Raw genomic sequence first — 26,229 nt, forward strand, 5'->3', positions numbered from 1 at the left:
CGAATTACAACTTTTACGCTATTTTAGTTGTCATGCACAACTAAAAAAGGAACCCACGATATGGATCCCCGTCCCCTGCGCTCCCTGTCGCGCGATCTGGTTCGCGAACTCGGCATGCTCTCCCAGCAGTGCGGCAATCTGGCCCTCACCCCCATCGAGGCTCACCTGCTGATCGAGCTGGAAAACGCCCCGGCCACCAACCAGCAGCTGGCAGAAAAGCTGCACATCGACAAATCCAACGCCAGCCGTCCGCTGGCGCGCCTGGCCGAACGGGAGCTCATCAGCTGGCACCCGCACCCCTCCGACGGGCGCAGCAAGGAGGCCCGCCTCACCGTCAACGGTCAGGGGATGCTGCTGGAGTTGCACCGGGAGATGGACGGGGCGATGGAAGAGATGTTGGCACAGTTGAGCCTGCCCGAGCGGGAGCAGCTGTGGCAAGGGCTGCGGCTCTATCGCAGCGCCCTCTCCCGCGCCCGTCGCCAGCGGGGTTACCAGATCCGCCCCATCACGGCGGCGGACAATGCCCAGATCGCCTTGGTGATCCGCGCCGTCTCGGCCGAATATGGCCTCACCGCCGACAAGGGCTATGGGGTATCCGATCCCAATCTCGACACCCTCTCCCAGAGCTATCAGGGGGAGAAGAGTCGCTACTGGGTCATCGAAGGGCCGGACGGTTCCATCCTCGGCGGAGGTGGTATCGCGCCATTGGCGGGAGAAGAGGGAGTCTGCGAGCTGCAGAAGATGTACTTTATGCCCGCCCTGCGCGGACTGGGCCTTGGCAAGCGGTTGGTGTTGCAAGCACTGGATGCCGCTCGTAGTTTGGGCTATCGCCGCTGCTATCTGGAGACCACTGAGGTACTGCGCGAAGCCACCAGCCTCTACGAATCACTGGGCTTTGAACACCTGCCCGGCCCCCTTGGCTGCACCGGCCACGGGGATTGCGAGATCTGTATGGTGCTAGACCTGGCGATCTAAAGTGATAGCGGCAAGCAGAAGTATCCCCTGCTTGCCGCTTTGTTTACTATGGCTGCGCCACTACCCGAAATCGCTCCAGCACCAGCGTGGCGTGCTCATCAAATTCTCTCCCTTCCGCCTTCATCTCGCGTTCGAAGAAGGCCTTGTGCGCCTCGTGCCACCAAGCCAGAGAGCCATCGCCCTCCCCCTCCTCGGCAGCAAACGCAGCATCAATCTCATCGAATCGGCACAAGGTGACCGAGACTATTTCAACCAGCGCCTTGGGCTGACCACTCCAGTCGGTTACCACCAGTAGGTCCCCCTGTTCCGGCATCCGCTTGCCCTTCTCCAGATACCAGTAAGCGAGGCTACAGGTCGCTCGCTTGCGTCCTGCCACCACCAGCGAAGCACAGAGGTTGGCATTGTGTTCATCAGCACAGAAGTAGTCCGCCGAGACATGACGAGCCCGTGCAGCCACCGGCAGGGATAACAGATAACCCTCAAGAGCCGAGCAGGCAGGATTCATCGATTCAACCATCACCTCTCCTTGATGCGTAAAAAAATCCCGCCATCTGGCGGGATTTGGTAAGCAGTATCAGTGCTCGCGAGTCTGGCGGAACTCAACGTCCGGGTGACGCTCCTGTGCCAGGCGCAGGTTGACCATGGTCGGTGCGATATAGGTGAGGTTGTCACCGCCATCGAGAGCCAGGTTGACCTCGTTCTTGCGTTTGAACTCTTCGAACTTCTTGACGTCGGTCCCTTCCACCCAGCGGGCGGTGGAAACGTTGACCGCCTCGTAGATGGCCTCGACGTTGTACTCACTCTTCAGACGAGAAACCACCACGTCAAACTGCAGCACACCGACCGCACCGACGATGAGATCGTTGCTGATCAGCGGACGGAACACCTGCACCGCGCCCTCTTCAGAGAGCTGGACCAGCCCCTTGAGCAGCTGCTTCTGCTTGAGCGGGTCGCGCAGGCGGATGCGGCGGAACAGTTCCGGTGCAAAGTTCGGGATACCGGTGAACTTGAGATCTTCCCCCTGGGTGAAGGTGTCACCGATCTGGATGGTACCGTGGTTGTGCAGACCGATGATGTCCCCGGCGAAGGCGTCTTCCGCCTGCTCACGGTCACCGGCCATAAAGGTCACGGCGTCGGAGATGTTCACATCCTTGCCGATACGCACATGGCGCATCTTCATGCCCTTGCTGTAAGTACCTGACACGATACGCATAAAAGCGATACGGTCACGGTGCTTCGGATCCATGTTTGCCTGGATCTTGAACACGAAGCCGGAGAATTTCTCCTCGGTCGCCACCACTTCGCGGCTCTCGGCCTTGCGCGGCATGGGAGACGGCGCCCAGTCAGTCAGGCCGTCCAGCATGTGGTCGACACCGAAGTTACCCAGTGCAGTACCGAAGAAGACAGGGGTCATCTCGCCAGCGATAAAGGCATCGTGATCGAACTCGGGGGAGGCGCCCTGCACCAGCTCCAGCTCGTCGCGCAGTTGCTGGGCCAGATCTTCGCCGACGGCGGCATCCAGATCCGGGTTGTTCAGCCCCTTGACTACACGCTTCTCCTGAATGGTGTGGCCCTGACCGCTTTGATAGAGATAGGTCTCATCCTTGTAGAGGTGATAGACCCCCTTGAAGGATTTGCCGCAGCCGATAGGCCAAGTGATCGGGGCGCACATGATCTTCAGCTCGCGCTCCACCTCGTCCATCACTTCCATCGGATCGCGCACTTCGCGGTCCAGCTTGTTCATGAAGGTGAGGATAGGGGTATCACGCAGACGGGTCACTTCCATCAGCTTGCGGGTCCGGTCTTCAACACCCTTGGCGGCATCGATGACCATCAGGCAGCAGTCGACCGCGGTCAGGGTACGGTAGGTATCTTCAGAGAAGTCCTCGTGACCCGGGGTGTCGAGCAGGTTGACCAGACAATCGGCATAGGGGAACTGCATCACCGACGTGGTGATGGAGATACCACGCTGCTTCTCCATCTCCATCCAGTCGGATTTGGCGTGCTGGCCCGAGCCACGGCCCTTGACGGTACCGGCGCGCTGAATGGCCTGTCCGAACAGCAGGACTTTCTCGGTGATGGTGGTTTTACCCGCATCCGGGTGCGAAATGATCGCAAAAGTGCGTCTCTTGGAGACTTCACTCAGAAATTCAGCTGACATAATTCAACGTTCTTCTATTGAGCGGTGGCATCAGCCACCGTGGGAATAAATCCGGAATGCCGCTCACAGCACATGTATACGCAACGAAAGCCACGCCAGCTGGCGTCTTGCCAACCTGGTGGAGAGAGGGAGGAGGGTTGCGTTACATGGGTCTTCTCGCCTGAGTCAAAGCAAAATTGCGCGACATTATACCCGCGCGAGTGAAAAATACCCAGCCTGACAAGAGAGGATAATTTGGCCGCCCAGCAGTTCCACAGGTTCCAACTGAACAGAAAATCAAACGCTCCGAATCGGATGGCAGCATCCGGACCACGTGGATTTGGCCCCCTCCCCATGCCAGCAACAACCACTCTTGATAAATTTTCATACTTGGACTTTCCCTATCCAGCTACAAATATGTAAATCGTATCTACATAATGGAGAGGTCATTACATGAAACATTCCACCCTGCACAATCAACAGATCGTCATTATCGGTGGTACCTCGGGTCTTGGCCTGGCCACCGCCCAGCAAGCGATCGAGCAAGGCGCCAAGGTCATTATCGGCGGTTCCAGCCGTGAGCAGCTTGCCACTGCGCTGGCTGAACTGGGCCCAAATGCCAGTGGCCATCAACTGGATATTCTCGACGTCGACTCTATCAATCACTTTTTCAACCAGCTGGATTCGCTGGATCATCTCGTCATCACCGCCGCCGTCATGCGACCAGGCAGCTTTCTCACCGCTGCCATCGAGGATTTGAAAATCAACATGGACAGCCGCTTCTGGGGAAGTGTTCATGCGATCCGCGCCGCAGCACCCAAACTGTCCGAACGCGGCTCCATCGTGCTCACGTCCGGGATGGTGACGCGCCGCCCACAACTAGGTAAGGCACTCCCGGCCGTTGCAGCTGGCGCGGTTGAAACGCTGGCTCACAGTCTGGTTACCGAACTGACCCCCCGTCGGATCAACGTCATCAACCCGGGCCCCATGCGCACTCCCATGTTGCTTAAAGCGCTGGGCAATGACCCACAAAAAGTGGCTGCCGTGGCACAAAGCCTGCCGTTGAAACGCTTGGGAGAGGGAGAGGATTATGCGCAGGCCGCGCTATTCCTGATGAGCAATAACAACATGAATGGTGAGGTGCTTCACCTCAATGGCGGCAGCGCCTGGGCATAACGCCCTTCTGACGGTCTTCTGCGCTCGTGCTTGCCAATCTGTCATCGCAGGCAAGAACGAGCGCAGGGGACGAGCGTCATCGCCATATCAGAGTGCTCCCCAATAGTGATGACATTCTGGTGAGTGACAATACCCAGCCCGTCAGTTATCTGTTTCCACCCGGTTGCGCCCCGCCTCTTTCGCACGATACAGCGCATTGTCGGCACGCTGGATCAAGGCCGCCAGATCCTGATCACCGTCTCGCAGAGAGGCACACCCGATACTAATGGTTACCGGGTACGACATGCCGGGCAGCGCCCGGTTGGCAACCGAGTGACGGATCCGCTCAGCCACCCGGCACGCTTCTTCAAGGCTGGTATCCGGCAGCAGGATCAAGAACTCCTCTCCGCCGGTACGCCCCAACTGATCCTGGTGCCGCAGCTGACGATCTGCCGCTCGAGAGACCCATTGCAGCACCCTGTCTCCTTGATGATGACCCAGGGTATCGTTGATCCGCTTGAAGTGATCGATATCGAACACCAGCAGACAAAATGGCGAGCCCTGCCTACGAGCCTGCGCCAACATATCGCTGCCCTGCCGCAGCACCCGACGGCGGTTGTTGATGCCGGTCAGCTCATCGGTAAAGGCCAGACGACGCATCCGACGGTTGCGATCAAGCAGCCACCCCATCGTCAGCAGTGCCAGTCCCCCGCAGAGCACCATCACCACCAGCAGCCAGAAGCGACGCTCCTTGACCTGCTCCAGCTCCTGCTGCTGCAGTTTCTGCTCGACTCGCAGTCGCTCGTTCTCCCCCTCCTGACGTGCCAGCTCGAACTCGCCGCGAACCCAGGCCGTGCTCTGTTCCCGTAACAGCTGATCGAGCCGCTGCTCCTGCACCAGATGCTCCCGCAATGCGGCCAGTGCCGCCGGATAATCGCCTTGCAACTCGAGCGCCCGACTGCGTACCCAGTAGAGCTCGAGCAAAAAGCGCACGTGCCCTTCCACCTTCAAAATCGGCTCAATCTTCTCAAGCGCACGCAAGGCTGGCGCCGGTTCCTGCTGTTCGACTCTCAACCTCGCCCGCACCAGCTCGAGATGCGCATGGAGGATGGGGTCAACATCGGGAGAGAGCACCTTCGCCGCTTGTGCCAGCAAGCGTCCGGCATCAGCGGGGCGATCCAGCCCGAGCAGAGCCTCGGCCTGCATCACCATGCGTTCGGCATGCTCAATCAGATATTGAGGCTGATTATAAAAGGCCGCACTGCGTTCAAGCTCGCCCAGCGCATCCTGATAACGCCCGGTCTGCAGATAGACCATCGCCAGTTGATCACTTAGCCTTGCCGAGCCAAACCCGTCGTGGCTCCTGGCAAAGTGTTCGCTCAACCGGTTGAGGGTGGCAAGTGCTTCGGCGTAGAGGCCCATCCGACGAAATGTGGCTGCAATCTCGAGCTGCGCCTGGTGATACCAGGTGGGCAACCCCAACTGCTCATAGATATTGTGCGCCTTGGTGAGATCCATCAGCCCCTGGCCTGAGACCCCCTGAAAAGACAGCATGGCCCCCCGGCGGGCCAGCGCCAGCGCCTCCAGCTTTGGCAAGGCGGCCTCTCTTGCCCGCCGCAGCCCCTCATCGTAATCGTGACGAGCCTTCGCTACCTCGCCGAGCAGCTGATTGAACCAGCCGCGGCAAATCGTCAGCTCCGCCACGGCGGCGGCGTCGCCCTGCTCGCGCGCAATGGCCAGCATCCGCTCCGCATTGGCGATGGCGGTACGGGACTCCTGCATGTCATCGGCCGATTGGGCCCAGCAAGCCAGACGACTGATCCGCATCTGCTGCGACGGCGGATAGGCGTTGCCGTCCCGCTGCAAACGGGCAACGCGCTCCCGCAGCAACTCGATCGGCTGATAGACCCGCTCCATCCCTCCCAGTTCATTTTCCAACTGCTCGGGGGACAAGGGTTTGGCTGCCAGCCCGAACGCCGCCAGCAACAGCAGCAAGGCAAGTCGGCTCATACTCACTCCGGATCAATGGGAAAGATCATCGGGCAAGCCGATGCCGGAAAATCACCATCTTTCCCCTGTAACAATGGTTGTAAAGGCTATCACCCGGACAGAGAGCCCGAATGGCAGGCTAGTCACATTTTACTGCGATATCATCGCGTTGGAATAAAAGCGGGGACGCACAGCGAAAAAGAGGGGGCGGGATAACAACCCAAGAGGGGTTGCCCCCTCCCGGTCACTAGTGATGCTGCCAGCGCCGCAGCAGCCGGCCGCGCAGGCCGCAATCGAGCAGCCAGCTGTTGTCAAATACCCGCAGCAGCGCCTGCTTGGCGTGGCGGGACATGGCGACGGCGTGAAAACGGGTCTGGCGCTGGCGATAGCGGTTCATCTGATCGAGCAGGGGATGGGGCAGGCTCTGGGCGATAAAGTCGGAGATGACCAGCACATCCGCCTTGGCAAAGGCGGGATCATCAAGCTTGGCCAGCGCTTTTTCCAGGCAGGGCACCAGATCGGTACCGCCGTGAAAACTCATGGAGAGGAAGCGCTCCGCCTTGTCCAGCCCGGTATCGGCGGTGATCTCGAGGGTCGCCACCTCGGTGGAGAAGAGCATCAGGTAGCAGCCGCGCTTCTCATCCATCGCCACCTTGAGCAGCGCCAGAAAGAGTGCCTTGGCACACTCCTCGGGATAACCCCCCATGGATCCGGAGGTATCGACGCAGACGATAAAGGGGCCTCGCTGCTGCAACTGCTGCCCCCCCTGCTCCGGGGTGCGCAGCATGATGCGCTGACGCGGCAAGGTGCCACGTGACTGGTAGCTGAGCAGGCGCCGCTCCAGATAGCGGCGATAGAACTCCAGCTCCAGCTCGGGCAGGCCCAGCATCACCGCCTCGCTTGGCAGCAGCCGCATCAGATCGCTCGCCTGATGGATGCCCACCAGATCGTCCGGCACATCGTCGCTGGGTGCTGGCTCCAACTCCAGCACCTGCACCGGCGGCACAGGTTGCTCCTGCGCCCGCCGATCCCGCTCGCTGCGCCCGAGCAGGCCGGCAATCTCCGCCAGCAAGGGTTCGCGCTGCAACATGCGGGCATACTGCTTGACCAGCACCAGACTGCGCTTGTGCCAGTGCCCCTGCGCCAGATCCCACAAACCACCGGCGGAGATCTGGTTGGGATCGAGGGCATCGGCCAGGGTGCGGCTCGCCAGCAGCTGATCTTCAATCTCCTGACGCTGCTTCTCCCGCTCCGCTTCTGCGATCTGCTGCTGCAGTTGCAGCAGGCTCCCCACAAGACTGGCGCGCCACTTGTCGATAAAGAGCTGGCGCAGCCCCTCGGTGGGGTGAGCAGTCAGCTGACGCACCAAGGATCTGGCCTCACCGGCGAAGGGGCTGTACTGCTCCAGCGACTCCAGCAAGCCGGGCAGGCGACCAATCAGCTCGGTCATCGGCAGTTGCCGGTGCGCCTGATAGAGCAGGTACTCCTGCTCCAGCGCCACCGGCACCGGCTTGTGACGGATCTCCTCGCCAAGCTGCTCACCCCAGCTATGCAGGCGCTTTTTCAGCAGCTTGCCCTGTAGCGGGGAGCGTTTGATAAATTCGGAAATCTTGGGCGAGGCCGCCAGCAGGAGCGCCACCTCACCCGCAAGCTCCCCTTCGCCAATCAGGAGCCCCAGATCCAGCATGCCGATCTCAAGCATGAGCGCTCCTTACTCGTCCAGCCTTGGCAACCGCTCGCGCCACTGGGTCATCTCGCTGCGCAGCAGTTCGAGATCCCGGTTCAGCACGAAGAAGCTGTCTTCCACCTGCTGCAACCAGCGTGAGTCGATAAAGAGGTGTTGTTGGTGACGTTCGAACAGGCTGCGCTGCTGCTTGAGCATCTGCATCACCTTGCCGACCTGAACCAGCTGCTCGTCGAGCGACTGCAACCAGGGCGCCAGCACCACCTCGGGGATGGCATTGCGCTCCATCAACACCAACGGGATCTGCTGGCGCTGGATATCGAGCACCTGCAGCCGCAGCTCATCGTCCAGTACCAGCTCGTAATGGCCCTCTTTCGGGTTGCCAAACTCATAACCTACCAGTGCCTCACCGGTGGGATGCCAATGGGAGAGCAAGGTGCGATCGAACACCAGGGTGCGGGTGAGACGCTCGGGATCGCCGCCATCCAGCGGCGCCGGGGTGAGCAGATGGAAGTGCACTTGCTTGCCAAAGGGTCTGGCATTGGCAAGCGGGATCTCGATACCCCGGGCCCGCCGGCCAAACCACTGCTTGCGTTGCCGGGCCTTTGTGCAAAGGCGCTGGGCCACGCTCTGTTTGAGCTGTTTGAACTGATCCCGAAGGGCGAGAAGCTGACGGGTCATCGCCAGTTGCTGATAGCCGTAAAGGCGGGAAAACTCGGTCATCATCTCCAGCAGGGCGGTGCGGGACTCCTCGTCATGCCAGAGACAATCCTTGAACAGCAGCAGATCTACCGGTGCAACCTCATCGCGGCCATTGAAGAAGGCGCTCGCCTTGATGAGCCGTACCGCCTTCTTCCAGCGACGATCCGACACATAGCAGCGATGGGCCAGCTGGCTGTCTAGCTGCTGGCGCAGCTGATAGATAAGTTCGAAACAGGCATCCGGCAGGCGCACCTGTTCAATCTGGCTCTGCCACTGCTCGTACTCATCCCCCCGGATCTGCAGGGATTCCGGCAGATTCTGGTGGGCGTGACCATCGCTGGCCAGCATGGATTGAAAGTTGGCTTTCTCCTGCACCCGGTCCATCCAGATCCGCACCAACATCCGGTCGTAGAGCGCTTCCAGCCCGCTGTCCTGCGCCGGCAGCTCGTTGGAGGCGGTCACCAGCAAGCGCATCGGGATGGGGTGCTGGCTGTCGCCATTGCGAAACTGTCGCTCGTTGATAGCGGTGAGCAGGGTGTTGAGAATGGCGGGACCCGCCTTCCAGATCTCGTCGAGGAACACCACCTCAGCCTCCGGCAGATAGCCAGCAGTGAGGCGAAGGTATTTGCCATCCTCTTTCAGCGCCTGAATGGAGAGGGGGCCAAATACCTCCTCCGGTGTGCTGAAACGGGTCATCAGATATTCAAAGTGGCGGGCGTCGTGAAAGGCCAGCTTGAGGCGACGGGCAATCAGACTCTTGGCGATACCGGGTGGCCCCAGCAAGAAGACACTCTCACCGCTGAGGGCCGCCAGCAGACCGAGGCGCAAGGCATCCTGCCGTTCGTAGAGCCCCTCACCGAGGGCGGCCAGCAGCCGGGGCAGCCGCTCCTGGATGGGAATAAGACGCGCAGGATTCTGGGCTTGAGCTAAAGACGACATAGAGAGTGTTCCGAAGCTGGGATGATGTTAGCCCCAAGGCGCGATATCCATTTGCTCGACCTTGGGTTTTGTCTTGTTATGATGTTTATTCTGGTATCTCTTGCCGCACAATACCCGCCTCTGGCAGGAAAAAACGCAAGGGCAGTGCGATACCGTATCGGCAGCGTGCTGCGCTCATGCATAGCCAGTGTCGTGATGGCACCATGCCCGCATGCGCCAGATGATGCGTTGCAAAGGGTGCAGCAAAAGCGGTTCGAGTGTACCCTGCGCAACACAATTTTCCCCAATGCAGATCAAGAGTGAGTCGCCCCAGATGCAAGATCCCGTTCGTCAGAGCATGTTGGCCCGCATGGGCATTCAAAGCTGGCAACTGCGTCGTCCGGCATTGCTGGGCGCAGCACCCGCTCCCGAGCTTGAGCAAAACGCCACACAGCCGGGCCAGACAGCACCGGCCACCCGCGCTCCGCTACCCAGCGGCAAACTCTGGCTGCTGGCGCCTCAGCTGCCTGCCACCACGCTGCTGGCGGATATCTGCCAGTTGCTCGGCATGACCCCCGACGAGGTCTCACTGCTCAGCGAGCTGCCGCCTGCCGACCTGCAAACGGCGGGCGCCTCCCCCCTGCTCTGGCTGACGGAGGCCAACCCCGCGCGGCCTGATGCGCTGATCTGCCCGCTCACCCCCAGCGCCGCGCAAAAGCGCGCCCTGTGGCAACAGCTGCGCCAACACCTTGCGGCCAACGCGGCGTGATCCTGCATCATGCCGCCAAGACCCACTGTGATGCTGCTCTTTTTACCTGATTTTACAAATGCTGCCTCTGCCAACCCCAGTGCCCAACATCTTGCCATCCGGAGCCCCCATGCCTGAGTTTCGTCCCCTGCTCGAGAGCGATTTCGACCTTGTCTACCCCATCGAGCAAGCCGCTCACAAGGAGCCGTGGAGTGAGGCCAACCTGCTCTCCTGCTTCGGCCCTCGCTATCTCAACGGCTTGATACTGGTCGATGGTTCCCCGGCGGGCTTCTATATCTCGGATCTGGTGGCCGGTGACAGCTCGCTGATGAATATCTGTGTGCATCCGGCGTTTCAGGGCAAGGGGTTGGGACGGGCGCTGTTGCAGGCCTATCTGGCGCGCAGCAAGCAAGCCGGGGCAGAGGCCTGGTTTCTCGAGGTACGGGCCGGTAATCAGACCGCCATCAACCTCTACGAGAGCGCCGGTTTTGCCGAGTATTGCCGCCGCGCCGACTACTACGGCACCGGCAACGACAGGGAAGATGCGGTGCTGATGTCGCGACTGTTCGATTTCGGCTGATCCAGCCTGTTCGTCGCACCCAAGCCTTTTGTCCCCCTCAATCGAGGGGGGCGTTGTCCAGCGCGGGATCCTGCAAGGCCAGGGTGGTATGCACCACCGCCTCGAATCCGGCCCCGGAGAGCGGCATATAGAAGCCCCGCTGCCAGGTTTTTCCCGGCATCCAGATCTGGTCGATATCCACCACTATCTTGATGGGCCTGAGGGGCTGGCCCGGCTGCTGGATATAGATGCCGGGCGGCGTGGCAACCTTGGGAAAGCGGCGCAGGATCTGCTCGCTGCCATCCCCCTTGCCCGGGTTGAGCCGCACTTTCACCAACCGGGCCAGCGGACCAGCCATCTCCTTGCTCTGCCAGAATTTCTTCTCCAGATCGCCGCAGCGGCGGCACTTGGGGGTCTCCAGCACATAGAGCAGCGGATAGCCCAACGCCAGCGCCTGTTGCTGCGCCTGCTGATACCCCTCGGCCCCCTGATACCAGGGATTGGCGGGCCCCTGTGATGACGTTCCGGCAAAGAACCAAAACGCAGCGCCCCCCACCACCATCAGCCCGACCGCGGCCAACGCCCCTTTCACCCACAGATTCATATCGTTAACCCTCTCTCTGCCTCCTAGCAGTATCGGCCAGTCTGCGCAAAGGGAGAGCTATTTGCGCTCTTTGTGATCCAAGACAAACAGCGAACACTTGTAAGCTGTAATGTTGGAGTTTAAACTCTAGCCCGATTTTTAGTGCCCTCGCGGGCGTACAACTGTAATTAAAGGATGTTTAACTGATGCCGAAGCTTCATCTGGTTCGACTGATGCGTGAACGTATTGCCCAGCTTGGCAACAAGGCTGCCCTGCGGGTTCAGCAAGATGGCCAGTGGCGCGCCATCGGCTGGCGTACTCTGGGCCAGGCCATGGACTACTGCGCACAGGCGCTGATCCGTGCCGGCCACCAGCCAACCGAAATGGTCGGCATCTATGCCCGCAACATGCCGGAGTGGACCCAGGCCGATCTCGGCATCCTTGCCGCCCGCGGCGTCAGCGTCCCTATCTATCCCACCAGCACGCTCGATCAGCTGCGCTACATCGTCAAAGATGCCGGCATCAAGGTGCTGTTCGTTGGCGAACAACCTCAGTTCGATCAGGCGCTACAACTGATTGAAAGCGGCGAGATCCGCCAGCTCATCGCCCTCGACGGCAGCGTCAACCTGCGCGGCTGCGAGCAGGCGAGTCACTTCCAGACATTTCTGGTCTCCGGCAACCATCAGCCCAGTGAGCAAGAGCTGCGCGAGCGGGAAACACAGTACCGGATGGATGATCTGCTGACCCTGATCTACACCTCCGGCACCACAGGCGAGCCCAAGGGGGTCATGCTCGACTTCAGCAACATCGCCGCCTGTTTCGAGATGCACAACAGCCGCCTCGACCTCAATCAGCAGGATGTGTCGCTCTGCATGCTACCACTCAGCCACGTGTTCGAGCGGGCCTGGAGCTACTACGTGCTCTATTGCGGCGCCGAGAACGTCTATATCCGCGATCCGCAGAAGGTGATGGATGTGATTGGCGAGGTGCAGCCGACCGTGATGTGCGCCGTTCCGCGACTCTACGAGAAGGCCTACGCCATGATCCAGGCCAAGGTGGCTCAGGCTCCGGCTCTGCGTCGTGCCCTGTTTGGCTGGGCGACCAAGGTCGGCAAGCAGATGGTTGCCACCCGGCAGGCTGGCAAGTCCGCTTCCCCGCTGCTCTACGGCCAGCTCTGGCTCGCCGAGCGACTGGTGTTTCGCAAGCTGCGCGCACGCTTCGGCGGCCGCACCCGCTTCCTGCCGGTGGCGGGCGCCCGTCTGGCCGACGATGTGAACCTCTTCTTCCAGGCGATGGGGCTCAACCTCAAGTACGGCTACGGCATGACCGAGACCACCGCCACCGTCTGCTGCTACGAGGATAGCCAATTCAAGCTGGGCTCCATTGGCACGGCACTAAACGGCATCGAGGTAAAGCTGGGTGAGAACAACGAACTGCTGGTGCGCTCCCCCACCGTGATGCGCGGCTACTACAACAAGCCGGACGCGACTGCCGAAGTGATGACCGAAGATGGCTTCCTGCGTACCGGCGATGCCGGTGAGCTCGACAGCCAGGGCAATATCTACTTCACCGAACGTCTCAAGGAGCTGATGAAGACCTCCAACGGCAAGTACGTGGCCCCGCAACTGGTGGAAGGGACCATCGGCAAGGATCGCTTTATCGAGCAGATCGCCATCGTCGCCGATGCTCGCCACTTCGTCTCGGCACTGATCGTGCCCTGCTTCGAGTCGCTGGAGGAGTACGCCCGCTCCATCAACCTGCAGTACCAGTGCAAGACCGAGCTGCTGCGCCACTCCCGGGTAATGGAGTTCTTCGAAGCCCGCATCGCCGACTTGCAAAAAGAGCTGGCCAAGTTCGAGCAGGTGAAGAAGTTCACCCTGCTGCCGAGCGCCTTCTCCATGGAGCTGGGTGAACTGACCCCCACCATGAAGCTGCGCCGCAAGATCATCGAAGCCAAGTATCAGAGCGAAATCGAGGCCATGTATAACCACGTCTGATATCGCTCAGGTTCAGAGAAATAAAAAAGCCGCTCACTCGAGCGGCTTTTTGTTGGCACTTTGGTTGGTACGAACCCGCCTTCAGGCCGTGGTGGTACTGGTCCCGAAGTAGTCGGCCAGGAAGTCATCGAACGACAGGCTGTCGCTGCGCTCGCGTTCACGCTGCTTGGCCAGCGAATCCTTCGCCTCACCGGCAAAGTAGGCCTCATCCCAGTACTGCAGCTCCCCTGCCAGCAGCTCCTCCCGATAGCGGGTCGCCAGCTTGTCGCCATAGCAGCCGTTGTCCTTGCCGCTCTCCAGCAACTCCCTGAGCATGCGGGCGGAGTAGGTGAGCTCGGGGTTGAGCAGCTTCTCGCGGTGCATCGCCAGCGTCTCGCGATAGCGGTTGCGACCACAGCAGCGATCCAGCAGATCGGCCACCTGAGCCAGCTCGTCAAACAGTTTGAGGCCGTACTCTTTGAGGCCAATGGCATTGCCCTGCTCATCTTCCAGCGTCAGGCCGGGACGACGCCCTTCCAGCACCACCTTGTTCTGGTTGCGGCGGTTGCGGGCAATCTCCTCGTCACTCAGCACCGGGGAGGGGCGCAGCAGGCACCAGACCAGGAACAGGTCGAAGAAGCGGATCTGATCCGCATCGATGCCGAGCGGGGTGAAGGGGTTGACGTCCACGGTGCGCAGCTCGATGTATTCGATGCCGCGCTGATCCAGCGCATCCGAGGGCTTCTCGCCGCTGCGCGGGGTGCGCTTGGGGCGGATCGGGGCGTACAGCTCATTCTCCAGCTGCAACACGTTGTCGTTAAGCTGACGATACTCCCCATCCACCTTGACCCCGATCTTGGCAAAGTCGGGATTGTGGGTGTTGATGGCGCGGCGCAGACTGCTGACATAGGCCGGCAGATTGTCGTGGCTGATCTTGAGCCCAGCCTGGGCGCTGTTGGTATAACCCAGATCAGAGAGACGCAGCGCGGTGGCGTAAGGCAGATAGAGGGTACCCTTGCCGGTCTTCTCGAACGGCAGGTTGCTCTTGCGCCCTTTGAGGAAGGATTCGCAGATGGCCGGGGAGGCACCAAACAGATAGGGTACCAGCCAGCCGAAGCGGTAGACGTTGCGAATAAGCCCCATGTACTTGTCGGAGATAAAGCGCTGGCTGCAGCACCCTTCGCACACCAGATCCTGCCACTCGCTCCAGAAGCTGTCTGGCATGGAGAAATTGAAGTGCACCCCGGCGATCACCTGCATCAGGCTGCCGTAGCGGTTCTTCAAACCCTGACGGTAGAGGGTCTTCATTTTGCCGATGTTGGAACTGCCGTACTGGGCCAGCCGGATACTCTCTTCCCCACCGACGAAGCAGGGCATGGAGAGCGGCCAAATCCGCTCGTCACCCAGATGCTGAATCACATGGTGATGGATGTCGCCGAGCTGTTCCATCAGGCTGTCGATGGAGTCGGTGGCCGGGGTGATGAACTCCAGCAGGCTCTCCGAGTAGTCGGTGGTGATATTGGGATGGGTCAGGGCCGAGCCCAGCGCCCGGGGATGGTCACTCTGGGCGAGTCGGCCATCCGGCGTGATGCGTAGGCATTCACGTTCGATCCCGCGCCGGATCCCCTTGAGCGCGGTGAGGCGCTCCGGTGATCCCAACGCATTCAGCAACTCGGTGAGCGACAAGCTTGTTGTAGTCATATTCACGGCTCATGTGAGGCCGCCCCATCCGGGGCGGCTCTTGATTTTTATAAAGCGTCAGTTACGGCAACTGCAGCGGATAGATGGGAAGATGAAGCTCCTTCAGGGGTTTTTCAAGCTTTTGCTTGTCTCCCACCACCACGATCACCATGTCGGCCGGATTGAGCCAACGGGCCGCACTGGCTTTCAGCGCCTCGGGCGACACCGTTTTGATCAGGTTGTTCTGGGCCTGCACATAGTCCGGCTTCAGGTCATACATCACCATCTGCAGCAGGAAGCCCGCCTTCTGGCCGAGGGTCTCGTAGGAGAGGGCATCCTGCTGGGAGACCGCGCTGCGCATATAGGCCAGCTCGACCGGGGTCGGGCCGCTCTTGCGGTAGTTGTCCATCTCCTTGAGGAACTGGCGGATGGCATCGACGGTGGCATCGGCCCGCACATTGGCGCCGGTGGCGAAGGTGCCCACCTCGCGGTTGGCGGAGAAACCCGAGCTGGCGCCGTAGGTGTAGCCCTTGTCTTCCCGCAGGTTGAGGTTGATGCGGCTGTTGAAGTTGCCACCCAGGTTGAAGTTCATCAGCCCGGCGGTGAAGTAATCCCCCGTGGTATCGAACGGCATGGCGCGACGACCGATGCGGATCACCGACTGGGGTGCCCCCGGTTTGTCCACCAGATAGATGCCCGGCTTGGCCTGCTCACCTTTGAGCTTGAGATCCCCCAGAGTCGGCGTGGCCCCCTTCCACTCGGTCAGGAAGCCGAGTTGCTCCTCGATCTGCTTCTGGCCCACATCACCGACCACCACCACTTTGGCGTTGGTGGGGTTGTAGTAGGCCTGATAGAAGTGCTTCACGTCCGCCAGGGTCAGCTTGGCCACATCGGCCGCAACCCCGTCGGTAGGTTGACCGAGGCGGTTCTGCTTGCCGTAGACCAGCTCGCGGAACGCCTGCCCGGCCAGCCACTCGGGCTGTTGCTGGGCCTGTTGCATCCCTTGCAGCAGCTGCGCCTTGACCCGCTCGAAGTCCGCCTCCCGCATGCCCGGGCGCTCCAGCACCTCGCGCACCAGCGCCAGGGTCTGAGGCAACTTGTCCGCCAGCGAGCTGACGGTGATGAGGTTGTTGTACTGGGCGCTGGAGACATCGATGGAAGATCCCAGCTTTTGCAGCTCGTCGCTCAGCTGAGCCTCGGTCAGGCGCACCGTGCCCTGCCCCATCATGGCGGCAGTCAGATTGGCCAGCCCAAGTTGCCCCTTATCTTCGGCACGAATGCCGCCCGGCAGGGCGATCATGATGGAGACCGCGGGGATCTCGTCACTCTTGGTGCCGATGATCTCGATGTTCTTGTCGAGCTTGTCGTGCCAGATGGCGGGCACCTTGACGCTCACCGCCTCGCCCACCTTGGGCTGCACGCTGCGATCGAAATTGTCTTTTACCGGTCGTTCGGCCAGCGCTTCGTCATGCTTGCTGTAATCCGGCAGCTCGCGCTTGGCGGGGGTAAAGTTCGGGGTGGCAACCTGCCACTCGGTCTTGCCCTTGGGCACCACGCTCAGCACCACCGCCGGCTTGCCGGCGATGAACTTGTCGTAGGCGGCCTTCACCTGCTCTGGGGTCACCTTGCCGATGGCATCCAGCGTCTTGAACACATAGTTGGGATCCTGGGCAAACACCTGACCCATGGCGAGCTGGCTCACCTTGCCGGAGACGCTATCCAGACCCCAGATGGCAGAGGCGCGGTACTTGGCGATCGCCTTCTCCAGATCTTCCGGCTTGAGGCCGCGCTGGGCGAACTCGCCGATCACCTTGTCCACCTCCCCCTTGAGGGTCTTGAGGCTGCCATCCTGCGACGGATTGGGGTAGGCGTAGACGGTCAGGGTACAGGCCAGCTCTTCGCAGTAGTGGGACGCCCCCACATCGATCGCCTTGCCGGTTTTCACCAGCGACTGGTAGAGCATGGAGCTGGCGGAGCCGCCGAGTACGTCGGCAAACATGTCGAGTGCCGGCTCCTGCGGATCGCCAAGAGAGACGGTGGGGTAGCTGATATAGAGCAGCGGCAGGTGCACCTTGTCCTGCAGCGTCACGTAGCGGGTCTCGGGCAGGGTCACCGGCTTTGGCGTCGGCTCGGCCACGTCCGGGCCGCGCGGGATGGAGCCGAAGTACTTCTCGATCCATTCGAGGGCCTGCTTGCTGTCAAAGTCGCCGCCCAGAGTCAAGGTGGCATTGTTGGGGCCATACCAGCGCAGGAAGAACTGCTTGAGGTCGTTCACATCGACCCGGTCGAGATCTTCCACGTAACCGATAGGCTGCCAGGAGTAGGGGTGAGTACGCGGATAGAGCGCCTCCCCAACCTTCTCGCTCACCAGCCCGTACGGCTGGTTATCGACCCGCTGGGCCCGCTCGTTCTTGACGGTGGCGCGTTGGATCTCGAACTTCTTCTGGCTCACCGCATCGAGCAGGAAGCCCATCCGATCCGCCTCCAGCCAGAGCACTTTTTCCAGCTGGTTGGCCGGCACAGTCTCGTAGTAGTTGGTGCGATCCTTGTTGGTGGTGCCGTTCATGTCGCCACCGGCCTCGTTGATGATCCGCATATGCTCCTGATCACCGACGTGTTTCGAGCCTTGGAACATCATGTGCTCGAAGAAGTGGGCGAAGCCGGACTTGCCGACCGTCTCGCGGGATGAGCCGACGTGATAGGTCACATCGAGGTGCACCAGCGGATCGGAGCGGTCGGGGGCCAGGATCACGGTCAGGCCGTTGTCCAGCTTGTACATCTGGTAGGGGATGGCGAGCTTGCCCTCCTCCTTGCCCTGTTCGGCGATCAGGGTCGGTGCCGCCAGCACCGGCAGGGTGAAGCCCAGCAGAATCGTTAAAGGTATGACTTTGTTCACGGTAACCTCGTGAGTGACAAAAACAGGCTAGAAAATGTGACTGGCCAGCAGAAAAACCAGGGCATAACGGAACAATTTGCCGAGCCCGATCAAAATGAGAGAGCGCCAGAAGGAGAGGCGCAGCCAACCGGCCAACAGACAGAGACCATCACCGACCACCGGCGTCCAGGCAAGCAGCAGACACCAGTGACCATGTTGTTTGAGCCAGCCTAAGGCTTTTTGTTCCCCACGGCCTTGAAAATCTTCCGGTTTCTTCTTGAAGGTGGCGAGCCAGCCGAGCCACCAGGTGGTCATGGATCCGAGGGTATTGCCCAGCGTTGCCCACAGTAGCAGGCTCGCCATGCTCCACTCCCCCTTGGCCGCCATGGCCCCCAGCAGCACTTCGGAGCTGCCGGGCAGCAGGGTGGCGGAGGTAAACGCGCTTAAAAAGAGCCACCCCAGCCCCATCTCCATCATTTCGCTCATCCGGGATAGCCATCGGCCGCAGGCATCCGCAGCAGCAGCTTGCCGCGCACATGGCCCCCTTCGATGGCCTGATGGGCCAGCGCCCCCTCGGCCAGGGGGAATTCACCGGCGAGGGTGACCTTCACCTCCCCCTGACGCAGCAGCATCAACATTTGACCCAGCTGCTTCTGGTCGGGGTGAACCAGCATACCGACCACCTCGATACCCGCCGCAGCCCCAGCATCCTTGATCAACTGGGCGGTGATGGTGGGCACCGTCACCAAGTGGCCACCCGGTTTGACACAGGCCAGCGCCGCCTTGCCACTCTCGCCACCCACCAGATCCAGCACCAGATCGACCTGACCGGCCTCTGCCACCACCCGCGCGGGCCAGTTCGCATCGTGGTAATCCACCATCCAGCGCGCCCCCAGAGCATGCAGGAAGCCATGGTTGTCCGGGCTGGCGGTAGCCACCACCTCGGCGCCATAGGCGCTGGCAAACTGCACCGCCAGATGGCCGACGCCACCGGCACCGGCGAGGATCAAGACCCGCTGACCGCTCTGGAGGCCGCCGTGCTCAAGCAGCCCCTGCCAGGCGGTGAGACCGGCCAGTGGCAGCGCCGCCCCCTGCTGCAGGCTAACCCCGTCGAGCTTGACCAGCTGGCTCTCGCTTGCCACCACAGACTCCCCGTAGCCACCGGCGGTGAGGGGAAACCCAACCATACCGCACACCCGCTCCCCCTCGACCAGCGAGGTCACGCCGGGGCCCACTTTCTCTACCACGCCGGAGACGTCATAACCCGGCGTCCAGGGCAGCTTGTCCTTGTTCTGGGCCGCCGCCCAACCGAGACCTGCGCGGGTTTTGGCATCGATGGGGTTAACCCCCGCAAAGCAGATGCGCACCCGCACTTCGCCATCGGCTGGCACCTTATCGAGGGAAGGGTTGAGCTTGAGTACCGAGGGGTCACCGAATGCGGTAATCTGTAGTTGCGTCATTGCACAATCCATCCTGTTGATTGATCAAGGGTCAACAGAATAACAGCGAGGACACCATGGCTCGAATGTTTCTTATTCCTCTGTTGCTGGCACTGGGGTGGTGGGCGTTTCTGCTCTACTTCCGCATCCCGCTCAAACAGGGGGCCAAGGGGTTTTACTGGATCATCGGCATCGGTGGCGGACTGGCCGCCTTCCTCAGCCTGATGATGGTGCTGACTCACTGAGTGCCACAGCCACTCGATAACGAAAAAGGCCACCGAGTTCCGGTGGCCTTCTCACTATCCGGCTTGCTGCTCCAGCGCCGGATTGAGGTAGTAGTGTCGATTGCTCCCCTGCCCCAGCACCCCTTGCGACAGCAGATGGTGGAACACCCGATCCACCTCCTCCAGCGAGAGTGACAAAGCCTGCGCCACCGAGCGCTTGCTGCACTTGAGCTCACCGCTCACCAGCGCACCGCGCACCTGCTCCAGCACTTCAGGGGCGGGCTCGGGGGGCATGATGGGCTCGGGCTGTGCCGCCATCGCCAACGCTTCCTGCGCCTCTCTGCGAGCTTGGTCCTGCTGCCCACGCCACATCCGGCGAAAGCGGTTCTCCTCGCCGATCAGACTGACGAAAAAGGCACCGAACACGTCGAGCAGCACCGAGAGGAAGCAGACCAGCAGGAACTGCACCTGACTGATGCTCATCCCCACCCCGTCCGCCAAACTGCTCATCAGCCCCAGCATGGAGGATTGTTCGTTGACCGGCTTGGCATCGCGCTGCTGGCGCAGCTCATCCTGCTGCAAGCGCAGCTTGGTGTTGGCATGCTGCAACGAGGAGACGCCGCTGGAGATGCGCTCCAGCTCGATATATTTGCGGGCCGCCTCCTCGTTGAGCTGGATCTGCCGCTCGATGCTGGCGATCTGCTCGTCGAAACGGGCAAGCTCCCGCTCGTGGCGCGCCTGCTGGCTCAGTACCGTGTTGGTGGCACTGTTGATGCCACCAATACTGCCGCCGATGGAGATAGCCGCCAGCACGCTGTAAAACAGCAACGACCAGAAAGCGCCACTTAAATCCCGCCGCGCCTTGCGCTCGCCGTACTCGTACCAGACATAAAACTTGCCCAGCTCGAAGATGATGGCCAAGCCGCCGAACAGCCACTTCATCAGCGGGTTGTCATCGATGGAGAGGAACAGCAGCAGGGAGAAGATAATGGAAGCCAGAATGGCCAACCCGGTGAAACTGTATACCGTCGTCAGAGCAAACCACCCCTTGGGGTAGCGCAATGTAGAGGAGTCCTGTGTGGTCATGATGAAGGGGTGTGCTGTGCAGGAAAAGTTGGCTGCCGATTATAGTCGCCAGACTCGCCCAGAGAAGGGCAAATGACTGAATTCCTTCAGATTAGCAATCAGCTGCCCAGAGTGCGACCAAAACGGACAAATCGGCAGCAGAAAAGCGATACAATCCCTGCCTGACTTGATCATGTGGTGAGATGGGGAACAGTTCCGCCCGGGTTCAGCTCCGGTCTGTACACTCATCCACCGTTGCAATTATCCGAGGCCATCATGAACAGTAAGACCACTTTGCTACTCTCCCTTCTTCTGGTTACCGGCAACGCCGCAGCGACCCAGCAATATCAAGAGAGCAGTGGCTCCGAATTCTCCGTCGATGAGCTTAAATTCAATCTGGACTGGGATGACAAGCAGTTCGGCTGGACCCAGAACGACTGCCTCACTCTGGATATCGGGGAGACCTCCTCCGTCGACTGCAAGGCGGTCAAATTCAATCTGGAAGATGAAGAGAATCGCAACCAGCCACCGAAAACCAACCAGGTCCCTGCCAACTCGCAGAGCGACCAGTAACAACAGGAGTACCCTTGCGATGACCCAAGCTAAACACAACCCCGTTATCCGGCGCGGCGCCCTGCTGCTTTCCCTGCTCATGGCGCACGGCATCGCGGTTGCGGCACCGCCAAGCAAAAATAGCGATGGCATCAAGATCTCCGGTGATGACATCAAGATCAATCTCGACTGGGATGACAAAGAGTACGACTGGTGGCAGGACAACTGTCTGGATCTTGGCATTGGCGACAGCCGGATCAAACTCAACTGCGACAAGATGGATGGCAAGTACCGGGATCACTACAACCGCAGCATCCACAGCGGCAATAACCCCGGGCAAGGTCACGACAAACAGAAGGATAAAAACAAGGGTAACGGCAAGAAGAACTGAACTCCCTCTCCTGATGCAGCAGGGGCCTGGCGCCCCTGTGCTGATTGTTTTACCAATAATTCTCCGCACTGATATTGCCCGGTGCCCGCCGCAGATTCTTGGCCAACCCCAGCGCCAGCAAGGTCTGCTGGGTCTCTTTCACCATCTCCGGATTGCCGCAGATCAGCACCTGACTCAGCTCGGGTGAGAACTCCAACCCCACTCTAGCCTGCAGCTGACCATTGGCAATCGCCGCCGGGATCCTGCCAGCCATTGCATCGGGCCAAGGCTCGCGGCTGACAAAGGGGACATAGCAAAAACGCTCGCCATATTGCTCGGCAAAGCTGGCTATCAAAGCCTGATAGCTCAGCTCTTCGCCTTTGCGCACCCCGTGTACCAGCACCAGATTCTCGAAACGGTTGAAGGCCTCGCCCTCGGCCAGCATGGAGAGGAAGGGGCCGATGGCGGTGCCGGTCGAGAGTAGCCAGAGATCGCGTCCGGCCGGAACCTCATCCAATGTCAGAAAGCCGGTGGCCAGAGACTGCACCAGCAGGGTATCGCCCGCTTGCAGCGAGCCGAGAGAAGGGGTCAGCTCACCGCTCGGGATCTCGACCAGATAGAACTCGTGGTATGGCGCAGAGGGAGGATTGACGAAAGAGTAGGCGCGCTGAATGCGCCGCTCGCCCTGCTCAAGGGCCAGCTTGGTGAATTGGCCTGCCTTGTAGGGGGCCAGCTCGGCCGCTACCCGCAAGGAGAACAAGGTGGGTGTCCATTCGATGCGTTCGATGACGCGACCTTCTACCCAAGCCATAGGGATCTCCTCCAGTGGAACAGACCTTCACTCTACCCCCGGGCCGGAAAATAAAAAACCCGCGCAAGAGCGCGGGTTTTCTCTGCAAAAGCGAATCGCTATTACAGGGCAACAACCTGGATCTGTACGGTTGCTTTAACGTCAGCGTGCAGCTGAACAGCAACTTCGTAGTCACCGGTGTTACGCAGAACGTTGCCCATGCGGACTTCGCTCTTGGCAACGGCTACGCCGGCAGCAGTGATGGCTTCAGCCACGTCACGGGTACCAATGGAACCGAACAGCTTGCCTTCGTCGCCAGACTTGGAAGCGATAACCACGGTAGCCAGTTCGGCCAGCTTGGCAGCACGCTCTTCAGCAGCAGCTTTGTTGGCAGCCAGTTTGGCTTCCAGCTCAGCGCGACGAGCACCGAAAGCTTCGATGTTGGCCTTGGTGGCCATAACAGCTTTGCCTTGCGGGATCAGGTAGTTACGGGCATAACCAGATTTCACGGAAACTTGGTCACCCAGACCGCCCAGTTTGGCGATTTTGTCGAGCAGGATAACTTGCATTACCTTTCCTCTATAAATTTCGTTGAGTTAGGCTTAAGTGCCGGGCCGATTCTTACTTGTTGTGCAGATCGGTGTACGGCAGCAGAGCCAGGTAACGAGCACGCTTGATGGCGCGTGCCAGCTGACGCTGATACTTGGCGCGGGTACCGGTGATACGGCTCGGTACGATCTTGCCAGATTCAGTGATGTAGTTTTTCAGAGTAACGATATCTTTGTAGTCGATCTCGGTAACGTTCTCGGCGGTGAAGCGGCAGAACTTACGACGACGGAAATAACGTGCCATGGCCTTTATCCTCTAGTCAGTGATCCAGAATTACTCTTCGGAAGCAGCTTCAGTAGCTTCTTCGCGGCGCTCGTCGTCACGACGGGTGAAGCGCTCTTCTTTGGCCTTGGCCATCGGAGAAACTTCAGTCACGGCGTGCTTGGTGCGCATGATCATGTTGCGGATAACGGCATCGTTGAAGCGGAAGTTGGTTTCCAGCTCATCGATAACGGCTTGCTCTGCTTCTACGTTCATCAGAACGTAGTGGGCTTTGTGCAGTTTGTCGATCGGGTAAGCCAGCTGACGGCGGCCCCAATCTTCCAGGCGATGAATGGTACCACCGGAGGTGGTGATGGCGCCGGTGTAACGCTCGATCATGCCGGGAACTTGCTCGCTCTGGTCCGGATGAACCATGAAGACGATTTCGTAATGACGCATTTTAGCTCCTTACGGATTAATTCAGCCTCCGCCCAGGTGCAGCCAGACCTCGGAGGCAAGGAACATAAAGGTGTTTAGTCGCTGCTTTTCTAGGGCGGCGTATTGTACGAAATCACATCCCTCACTGCAACTGACCGTTTTAAATGTTTTTCCCGATGGAAATCATCAGAAACAACAATTGATAATGATTATCACTTAGATCTATTCTCTCTCCATATCCTTATGGAGGGTGATGCCATGCAACCCGCACTGACGACTACGATTCCAGCCCGCAAATTCAAACTGACCCTGCTCGGGCCAGCCTTTATCGCTGCCATCGGCTATATCGACCCGGGCAATTTCGCCACCAATATTCAGGCGGGCTCTACCTTTGGCTACCAGTTGCTCTGGGTGGTGGTATGGGCCAACCTGATGGCCATGCTGGTGCAGACCCTCTCGGCCAAACTTGGCATCGTCACCGGCAAGAATCTGGCGGAACACATCCGCGACCGACTGCCAAAACCGGCGGTCTGGGCCTACTGGGTACAGGCAGAGATCATCGCCATGGCCACCGATCTCGCCGAATTTATCGGCGCCGCAGTCGGCTTCAAGCTGCTGCTTGGCGTGACCTTGCTTGAAGGGGCCTGCATCACCGCCGTGGTGACCTGGGGGATCCTGATGCTGCAATCCCGCGGCCAGAAACCGCTGGAGTTCGTGGTCGGTGGCCTGCTGCTGTTTGTCGCGGCGGCCTACATCGTCGAGCTGATCTTCTCCCGCCCCCATCTGCCCAGCCTGCTGGAGGGCGCCCTCTTCCCCGGTTTGCCCAACAGCGATGCCGTCTATCTGGCCGCCGGTGTGCTCGGTGCTACCGTGATGCCCCACGTTATCTACCTGCACTCGGCACTGACCCAGCACACTCAGGATCAGGGGTCAGTCAGCCAGCGGCTGCACACCACCCGGGTCGATGTAGCGATTGCCATGACCATCGCCGGCTTCGTCAATCTGGCGATGATGGCGATGGCGGCTGCAGCGTTCCACAGCTCGGGCCACCAGCAGGTGGCGGAGCTGGAATCCGCCTACCAGACCCTCACTCCACTGCTGGGTCAGGCGGCAGCCACTCTGTTTGGCCTCTCGCTGGTTGCCTCCGGTATCAGCTCTACCGTGGTGGGCACCCTGGCCGGGCAAGTGGTGATGCAGGGCTTTGTCCGCTTTACCATCCCGCTCTGGCTGCGTCGCGCCATCACCATGGCTCCCGCCTTCGTGGTGATCGCCATGGGGCTCAACACCACCGAAATTCTGGTGTTGAGTCAGGTGATCCTGAGCTTTGGCATCGCGCTGGCCCTGATCCCGCTGTTGATGCTGACCGGCGATCGGGCACTGATGGGGCAACATCGCAACCACCCCGTCACCCAGGCGGTAGGACGCCTTATCGTTGCGCTGGTGATCGGGCTCAACGCCTATCTGCTGGTCGCCATGATCTAGCGAACCGTAAAACCGAGAAGAGGGGCTCATTAACTCTGGTTAATGAGCCTCTTCGCACTTTGGCGTATGCTGCCGCTTTCTTTTCTCATTTATCGTTGCGGGAGCCTTGCCATGGAACATACCCGAGTCAGCTTCGTGCTGGGCCATCATCAGGAGCAGGCCAGCGTGGTCTGCTGCCAGCGTGGCGACACAACACTGCTGGTCACCGACCTCACCCCCTTTCATCCCCAGAGCCACCTCTGGCCCGATCAGCCGGGGGATGTGGGACATGCTCGCTGGGAAGGGGGAGAAGCCGCCATTGGCCCTTGCCGGATGGGGGCCATCAGCCCGGATGGCGAGCTGTTTGTCGATACTGCCATTCCGGTCAAACGGGGCGCTGAGGGGTGGCGTTTCGTGGTGGTCCATCCGCTGACCGGTGACCACGCGCTAGCCGTTGGCAGCCAGGTCGAATTGCAAGTAGATAGCGCTGCCCGCCACGCGTTGAGTCTGGGCCATAGTGGCTGCCATCTGGCGGCACTAGCCCTCAACAGGGTACTCATCCCCTACTGGCGCAAGGAGGTAAGCGAGCGCGATGCACTGGGCCAGCCCGACTTCGATCGTCTTGCTATTCAAAGCTCGCGGGTCGAGCCTTGCGGTTCGCGGGAGCAGTACCGCATCGGCAAGAGCCTGCGCAAGAAAGGGGTCAACAGCGAGGCGCTGCTGGCAGATCTGGCGCTGATTGAAGAGAAGGTCAACCAGCAGCTGGCCGACTGGATCGCAGCAGGGAGCGAAATCCGCCGCAGCCGCGCTGGCGAGGCGATCATCGATTCCCGTTACTGGCACTGCATGCTGGAAGGCCAGGAGGTGACCATTCCCTGTGGCGGCACCCATGTTGCCTCGCTCGCCGAGTTGAGAGAGGTCAAGGTAGAGCTCACCCAAGTGGAAGAGGGCTTTGCCATGCTGACCCGGGTCACGCCAACCGGCGCCTGAGTCGCAGACTTGACCACTCAGGGCTAACGCCTAAGTTGGCAATAGAGAAGTATCGCAAATGAGGGGGCATCATCATGCCCCTCAACGTCAGTCATGACGGGCCGAT

Annotated in this window: 25 protein-coding genes; 10 read left to right on the top strand and 15 right to left on the bottom strand. The window is 60.3% G+C overall.

The genetic code is table 11. The annotated features are described in order from the left end of the window. The first annotated feature begins 60 nt into the window (after positions 1 to 60). The gene (locus ACB042_RS11355) at positions 61 to 975 is read left to right on the top strand and encodes a GNAT family N-acetyltransferase (RefSeq protein ID WP_371178433.1); all 915 of its coding nucleotides are present in this window, start codon (positions 61 to 63) and stop codon (positions 973 to 975) included. A 46-nt stretch (positions 976 to 1,021) separates the two neighbouring features. Here ACB042_RS11355 and ACB042_RS11360 read toward each other — a convergent pair whose 3' ends face one another. Continuing rightward, entirely contained in the window at positions 1,022 to 1,492 is a 471-nt protein-coding gene (locus ACB042_RS11360; RefSeq protein WP_371178434.1) for an ASCH domain-containing protein, read from the bottom strand. A gap of 57 nt (positions 1,493 to 1,549) precedes the next feature. Beyond that, positions 1,550 to 3,136: a peptide chain release factor 3 gene (gene prfC / locus ACB042_RS11365; RefSeq protein WP_005340517.1), complete on the bottom strand. Its 1,587-nt coding sequence runs from the start codon at positions 3,134 to 3,136 to the stop codon at positions 1,550 to 1,552. Between the two features lie 432 nt (positions 3,137 to 3,568). Between prfC and ACB042_RS11370 the strand changes: the two genes are divergently transcribed. Further along, positions 3,569 to 4,291, top strand: a complete 723-nt coding sequence (locus tag ACB042_RS11370; RefSeq protein ID WP_270817574.1) for an SDR family oxidoreductase — start codon at positions 3,569 to 3,571, stop codon at positions 4,289 to 4,291. Positions 4,292 to 4,432: 141 nt separating this feature from the next. Here the strand turns inward: ACB042_RS11370 and ACB042_RS11375 are convergent, their stop codons facing one another. The 3 genes from ACB042_RS11375 to ACB042_RS11385 all read right to left on the bottom strand — a co-directional run bounded on the left by ACB042_RS11375 (position 4,433) and on the right by ACB042_RS11385 (position 9,584). Further along, complete coding sequence (locus ACB042_RS11375; RefSeq protein ID WP_371178435.1) at positions 4,433 to 6,280, bottom strand: diguanylate cyclase; 1,848 nt, start codon at positions 6,278 to 6,280, stop codon at positions 4,433 to 4,435. 226 nt (positions 6,281 to 6,506) lie between these two features. Continuing rightward, entirely contained in the window at positions 6,507 to 7,961 is a 1,455-nt protein-coding gene (viaA, locus tag ACB042_RS11380; protein ID WP_160880920.1) for an ATPase RavA stimulator ViaA, read from the bottom strand. A 9-nt stretch (positions 7,962 to 7,970) separates the two neighbouring features. Beyond that, the gene (locus ACB042_RS11385) at positions 7,971 to 9,584 is read right to left on the bottom strand and encodes an ATPase RavA domain-containing protein (RefSeq protein ID WP_236271905.1); all 1,614 of its coding nucleotides are present in this window, start codon (positions 9,582 to 9,584) and stop codon (positions 7,971 to 7,973) included. A gap of 313 nt (positions 9,585 to 9,897) precedes the next feature. On the opposite strand from ACB042_RS11385, the gene ACB042_RS11390 reads away from it, so the two are divergent. Further along, positions 9,898 to 10,332, top strand: a complete 435-nt coding sequence (locus ACB042_RS11390; RefSeq protein ID WP_371178436.1) for a DNA polymerase III subunit psi — start codon at positions 9,898 to 9,900, stop codon at positions 10,330 to 10,332. 109 nt (positions 10,333 to 10,441) lie between these two features. Then, complete coding sequence (gene rimI / locus ACB042_RS11395) at positions 10,442 to 10,891, top strand: ribosomal protein S18-alanine N-acetyltransferase (protein WP_371178437.1); 450 nt, start codon at positions 10,442 to 10,444, stop codon at positions 10,889 to 10,891. A gap of 37 nt (positions 10,892 to 10,928) precedes the next feature. Here rimI and ACB042_RS11400 read toward each other — a convergent pair whose 3' ends face one another. After that, entirely contained in the window at positions 10,929 to 11,432 is a 504-nt protein-coding gene (locus ACB042_RS11400; RefSeq protein WP_371155262.1) for a hypothetical protein, read from the bottom strand. A gap of 227 nt (positions 11,433 to 11,659) precedes the next feature. Between ACB042_RS11400 and ACB042_RS11405 the strand changes: the two genes are divergently transcribed. Further along, positions 11,660 to 13,450, top strand: coding sequence for a long-chain fatty acid--CoA ligase (locus ACB042_RS11405; protein ID WP_371178438.1), 1,791 nt, complete (start codon positions 11,660 to 11,662; stop codon positions 13,448 to 13,450). 81 nt (positions 13,451 to 13,531) lie between these two features. Here the strand turns inward: ACB042_RS11405 and gshA are convergent, their stop codons facing one another. The 4 genes from gshA to ACB042_RS11425 all read right to left on the bottom strand — a co-directional run bounded on the left by gshA (position 13,532) and on the right by ACB042_RS11425 (position 19,444). After that, entirely contained in the window at positions 13,532 to 15,130 is a 1,599-nt protein-coding gene (gene gshA / locus ACB042_RS11410) for a glutamate--cysteine ligase (RefSeq protein WP_236294472.1), read from the bottom strand. Positions 15,131 to 15,191: 61 nt separating this feature from the next. After that, entirely contained in the window at positions 15,192 to 18,005 is a 2,814-nt protein-coding gene (locus tag ACB042_RS11415; protein WP_371178439.1) for a M16 family metallopeptidase, read from the bottom strand. 27 nt (positions 18,006 to 18,032) lie between these two features. Beyond that, positions 18,033 to 18,470, bottom strand: coding sequence for a YqaA family protein (locus tag ACB042_RS11420; protein WP_005348990.1), 438 nt, complete (start codon positions 18,468 to 18,470; stop codon positions 18,033 to 18,035). Next, positions 18,467 to 19,444, bottom strand: coding sequence for an NADP-dependent oxidoreductase (locus ACB042_RS11425; protein ID WP_371178440.1), 978 nt, complete (start codon positions 19,442 to 19,444; stop codon positions 18,467 to 18,469). The genes ACB042_RS11420 and ACB042_RS11425 overlap by 4 nt, the downstream gene beginning before the upstream one ends. Positions 19,445 to 19,500: 56 nt before the next feature. Between ACB042_RS11425 and ACB042_RS11430 the strand changes: the two genes are divergently transcribed. Beyond that, positions 19,501 to 19,668: a hypothetical protein gene (locus tag ACB042_RS11430; RefSeq protein ID WP_005308905.1), complete on the top strand. Its 168-nt coding sequence runs from the start codon at positions 19,501 to 19,503 to the stop codon at positions 19,666 to 19,668. Between the two features lie 54 nt (positions 19,669 to 19,722). Here ACB042_RS11430 and ACB042_RS11435 read toward each other — a convergent pair whose 3' ends face one another. Continuing rightward, entirely contained in the window at positions 19,723 to 20,733 is a 1,011-nt protein-coding gene (locus ACB042_RS11435) for a Preprotein translocase subunit SecY (RefSeq protein WP_371178441.1), read from the bottom strand. A gap of 255 nt (positions 20,734 to 20,988) precedes the next feature. Here ACB042_RS11435 and ACB042_RS11440 point away from each other — a divergent pair, with 255 nt between their 5' ends. Beyond that, positions 20,989 to 21,285, top strand: coding sequence for a hypothetical protein (locus tag ACB042_RS11440; protein ID WP_202003097.1), 297 nt, complete (start codon positions 20,989 to 20,991; stop codon positions 21,283 to 21,285). A gap of 19 nt (positions 21,286 to 21,304) precedes the next feature. Then, on the top strand, positions 21,305 to 21,655 hold the full coding sequence (locus ACB042_RS11445; RefSeq protein ID WP_042053367.1) for a hypothetical protein: 351 nt from the start codon (positions 21,305 to 21,307) through the stop codon (positions 21,653 to 21,655). A gap of 49 nt (positions 21,656 to 21,704) precedes the next feature. Here the strand turns inward: ACB042_RS11445 and ACB042_RS11450 are convergent, their stop codons facing one another. The 4 genes from ACB042_RS11450 to rpsF form a co-directional block, all read right to left on the bottom strand. Then, a complete protein-coding gene (locus ACB042_RS11450; protein ID WP_160880913.1) occupies positions 21,705 to 22,445 on the bottom strand; it encodes a ferredoxin--NADP reductase in 741 nt (246 codons plus the stop codon). Between the two features lie 101 nt (positions 22,446 to 22,546). Next, complete coding sequence (gene rplI / locus ACB042_RS11455; protein ID WP_005340490.1) at positions 22,547 to 22,993, bottom strand: 50S ribosomal protein L9; 447 nt, start codon at positions 22,991 to 22,993, stop codon at positions 22,547 to 22,549. Between the two features lie 52 nt (positions 22,994 to 23,045). Further along, complete coding sequence (gene rpsR, locus ACB042_RS11460; RefSeq protein ID WP_005308890.1) at positions 23,046 to 23,276, bottom strand: 30S ribosomal protein S18; 231 nt, start codon at positions 23,274 to 23,276, stop codon at positions 23,046 to 23,048. Between the two features lie 30 nt (positions 23,277 to 23,306). Further along, on the bottom strand, positions 23,307 to 23,693 hold the full coding sequence (rpsF, locus tag ACB042_RS11465; RefSeq protein ID WP_005308887.1) for a 30S ribosomal protein S6: 387 nt from the start codon (positions 23,691 to 23,693) through the stop codon (positions 23,307 to 23,309). Positions 23,694 to 23,930: 237 nt separating this feature from the next. Between rpsF and ACB042_RS11470 the strand changes: the two genes are divergently transcribed. Both ACB042_RS11470 and ACB042_RS11475 read left to right on the top strand, forming a co-directional pair. Then, positions 23,931 to 25,154, top strand: a complete 1,224-nt coding sequence (locus ACB042_RS11470) for an Nramp family divalent metal transporter (protein WP_005340487.1) — start codon at positions 23,931 to 23,933, stop codon at positions 25,152 to 25,154. A gap of 111 nt (positions 25,155 to 25,265) precedes the next feature. Beyond that, positions 25,266 to 26,123 (top strand): hypothetical protein, encoded by an 858-nt coding sequence (locus tag ACB042_RS11475; protein WP_144715025.1) that lies wholly within the window; start codon positions 25,266 to 25,268, stop codon positions 26,121 to 26,123. Positions 26,124 to 26,229 lie beyond the last annotated feature (106 nt).

The sequence above is a fragment of the Aeromonas sp. S13(2024) genome, assembly GCF_041402405.1.
GTDB classification, from domain to species: Bacteria; Pseudomonadota; Gammaproteobacteria; order Enterobacterales; family Aeromonadaceae; genus Aeromonas; species Aeromonas veronii.

Excerpts from the sequence above, each read along its gene's own strand:
- ACB042_RS11370 (WP_270817574.1), top strand. The coding sequence starts at position 3,569 with ATGAAACATTCCACCCTGCACAATCAACAGATCGTCATTATCGGTGGT.
- ACB042_RS11355 (WP_371178433.1), top strand. The coding sequence starts at position 61 with ATGGATCCCCGTCCCCTGCGCTCCCTGTCGCGCGATCTGGTTCGCGAA.
- ACB042_RS11400 (WP_371155262.1), bottom strand. The coding sequence starts at position 11,432 with ATGGTGGTGGGGGGCGCTGCGTTTTGGTTCTTTGCCGGAACGTCATCA.
- ACB042_RS11435 (WP_371178441.1), bottom strand. The coding sequence starts at position 20,733 with ATGACCACACAGGACTCCTCTACATTGCGCTACCCCAAGGGGTGGTTT.
- prfC (WP_005340517.1), bottom strand. The coding sequence starts at position 3,136 with ATGTCAGCTGAATTTCTGAGTGAAGTCTCCAAGAGACGCACTTTTGCG.
- ACB042_RS11360 (WP_371178434.1), bottom strand. The coding sequence starts at position 1,492 with ATGGTTGAATCGATGAATCCTGCCTGCTCGGCTCTTGAGGGTTATCTG.
- viaA (WP_160880920.1), bottom strand. The coding sequence starts at position 7,961 with ATGCTTGAGATCGGCATGCTGGATCTGGGGCTCCTGATTGGCGAAGGG.
- ACB042_RS11425 (WP_371178440.1), bottom strand. The coding sequence starts at position 19,444 with ATGACGCAACTACAGATTACCGCATTCGGTGACCCCTCGGTACTCAAG.
- ACB042_RS11445 (WP_042053367.1), top strand. The coding sequence starts at position 21,305 with ATGACCCAAGCTAAACACAACCCCGTTATCCGGCGCGGCGCCCTGCTG.
- rpsR (WP_005308890.1), bottom strand. The coding sequence starts at position 23,276 with ATGGCACGTTATTTCCGTCGTCGTAAGTTCTGCCGCTTCACCGCCGAG.
- ACB042_RS11440 (WP_202003097.1), top strand. The coding sequence starts at position 20,989 with ATGAACAGTAAGACCACTTTGCTACTCTCCCTTCTTCTGGTTACCGGC.
- ACB042_RS11385 (WP_236271905.1), bottom strand. The coding sequence starts at position 9,584 with ATGTCGTCTTTAGCTCAAGCCCAGAATCCTGCGCGTCTTATTCCCATC.
- ACB042_RS11475 (WP_144715025.1), top strand. The coding sequence starts at position 25,266 with ATGGAACATACCCGAGTCAGCTTCGTGCTGGGCCATCATCAGGAGCAG.
- rplI (WP_005340490.1), bottom strand. The coding sequence starts at position 22,993 with ATGCAAGTTATCCTGCTCGACAAAATCGCCAAACTGGGCGGTCTGGGT.
- rimI (WP_371178437.1), top strand. The coding sequence starts at position 10,442 with ATGCCTGAGTTTCGTCCCCTGCTCGAGAGCGATTTCGACCTTGTCTAC.
- ACB042_RS11450 (WP_160880913.1), bottom strand. The coding sequence starts at position 22,445 with ATGGCTTGGGTAGAAGGTCGCGTCATCGAACGCATCGAATGGACACCC.
- ACB042_RS11420 (WP_005348990.1), bottom strand. The coding sequence starts at position 18,470 with ATGAGCGAAATGATGGAGATGGGGCTGGGGTGGCTCTTTTTAAGCGCG.
- ACB042_RS11390 (WP_371178436.1), top strand. The coding sequence starts at position 9,898 with ATGCAAGATCCCGTTCGTCAGAGCATGTTGGCCCGCATGGGCATTCAA.
- ACB042_RS11470 (WP_005340487.1), top strand. The coding sequence starts at position 23,931 with ATGCAACCCGCACTGACGACTACGATTCCAGCCCGCAAATTCAAACTG.
- gshA (WP_236294472.1), bottom strand. The coding sequence starts at position 15,130 with ATGACTACAACAAGCTTGTCGCTCACCGAGTTGCTGAATGCGTTGGGA.
- ACB042_RS11405 (WP_371178438.1), top strand. The coding sequence starts at position 11,660 with ATGCCGAAGCTTCATCTGGTTCGACTGATGCGTGAACGTATTGCCCAG.
- rpsF (WP_005308887.1), bottom strand. The coding sequence starts at position 23,693 with ATGCGTCATTACGAAATCGTCTTCATGGTTCATCCGGACCAGAGCGAG.
- ACB042_RS11375 (WP_371178435.1), bottom strand. The coding sequence starts at position 6,280 with ATGAGCCGACTTGCCTTGCTGCTGTTGCTGGCGGCGTTCGGGCTGGCA.
- ACB042_RS11430 (WP_005308905.1), top strand. The coding sequence starts at position 19,501 with ATGGCTCGAATGTTTCTTATTCCTCTGTTGCTGGCACTGGGGTGGTGG.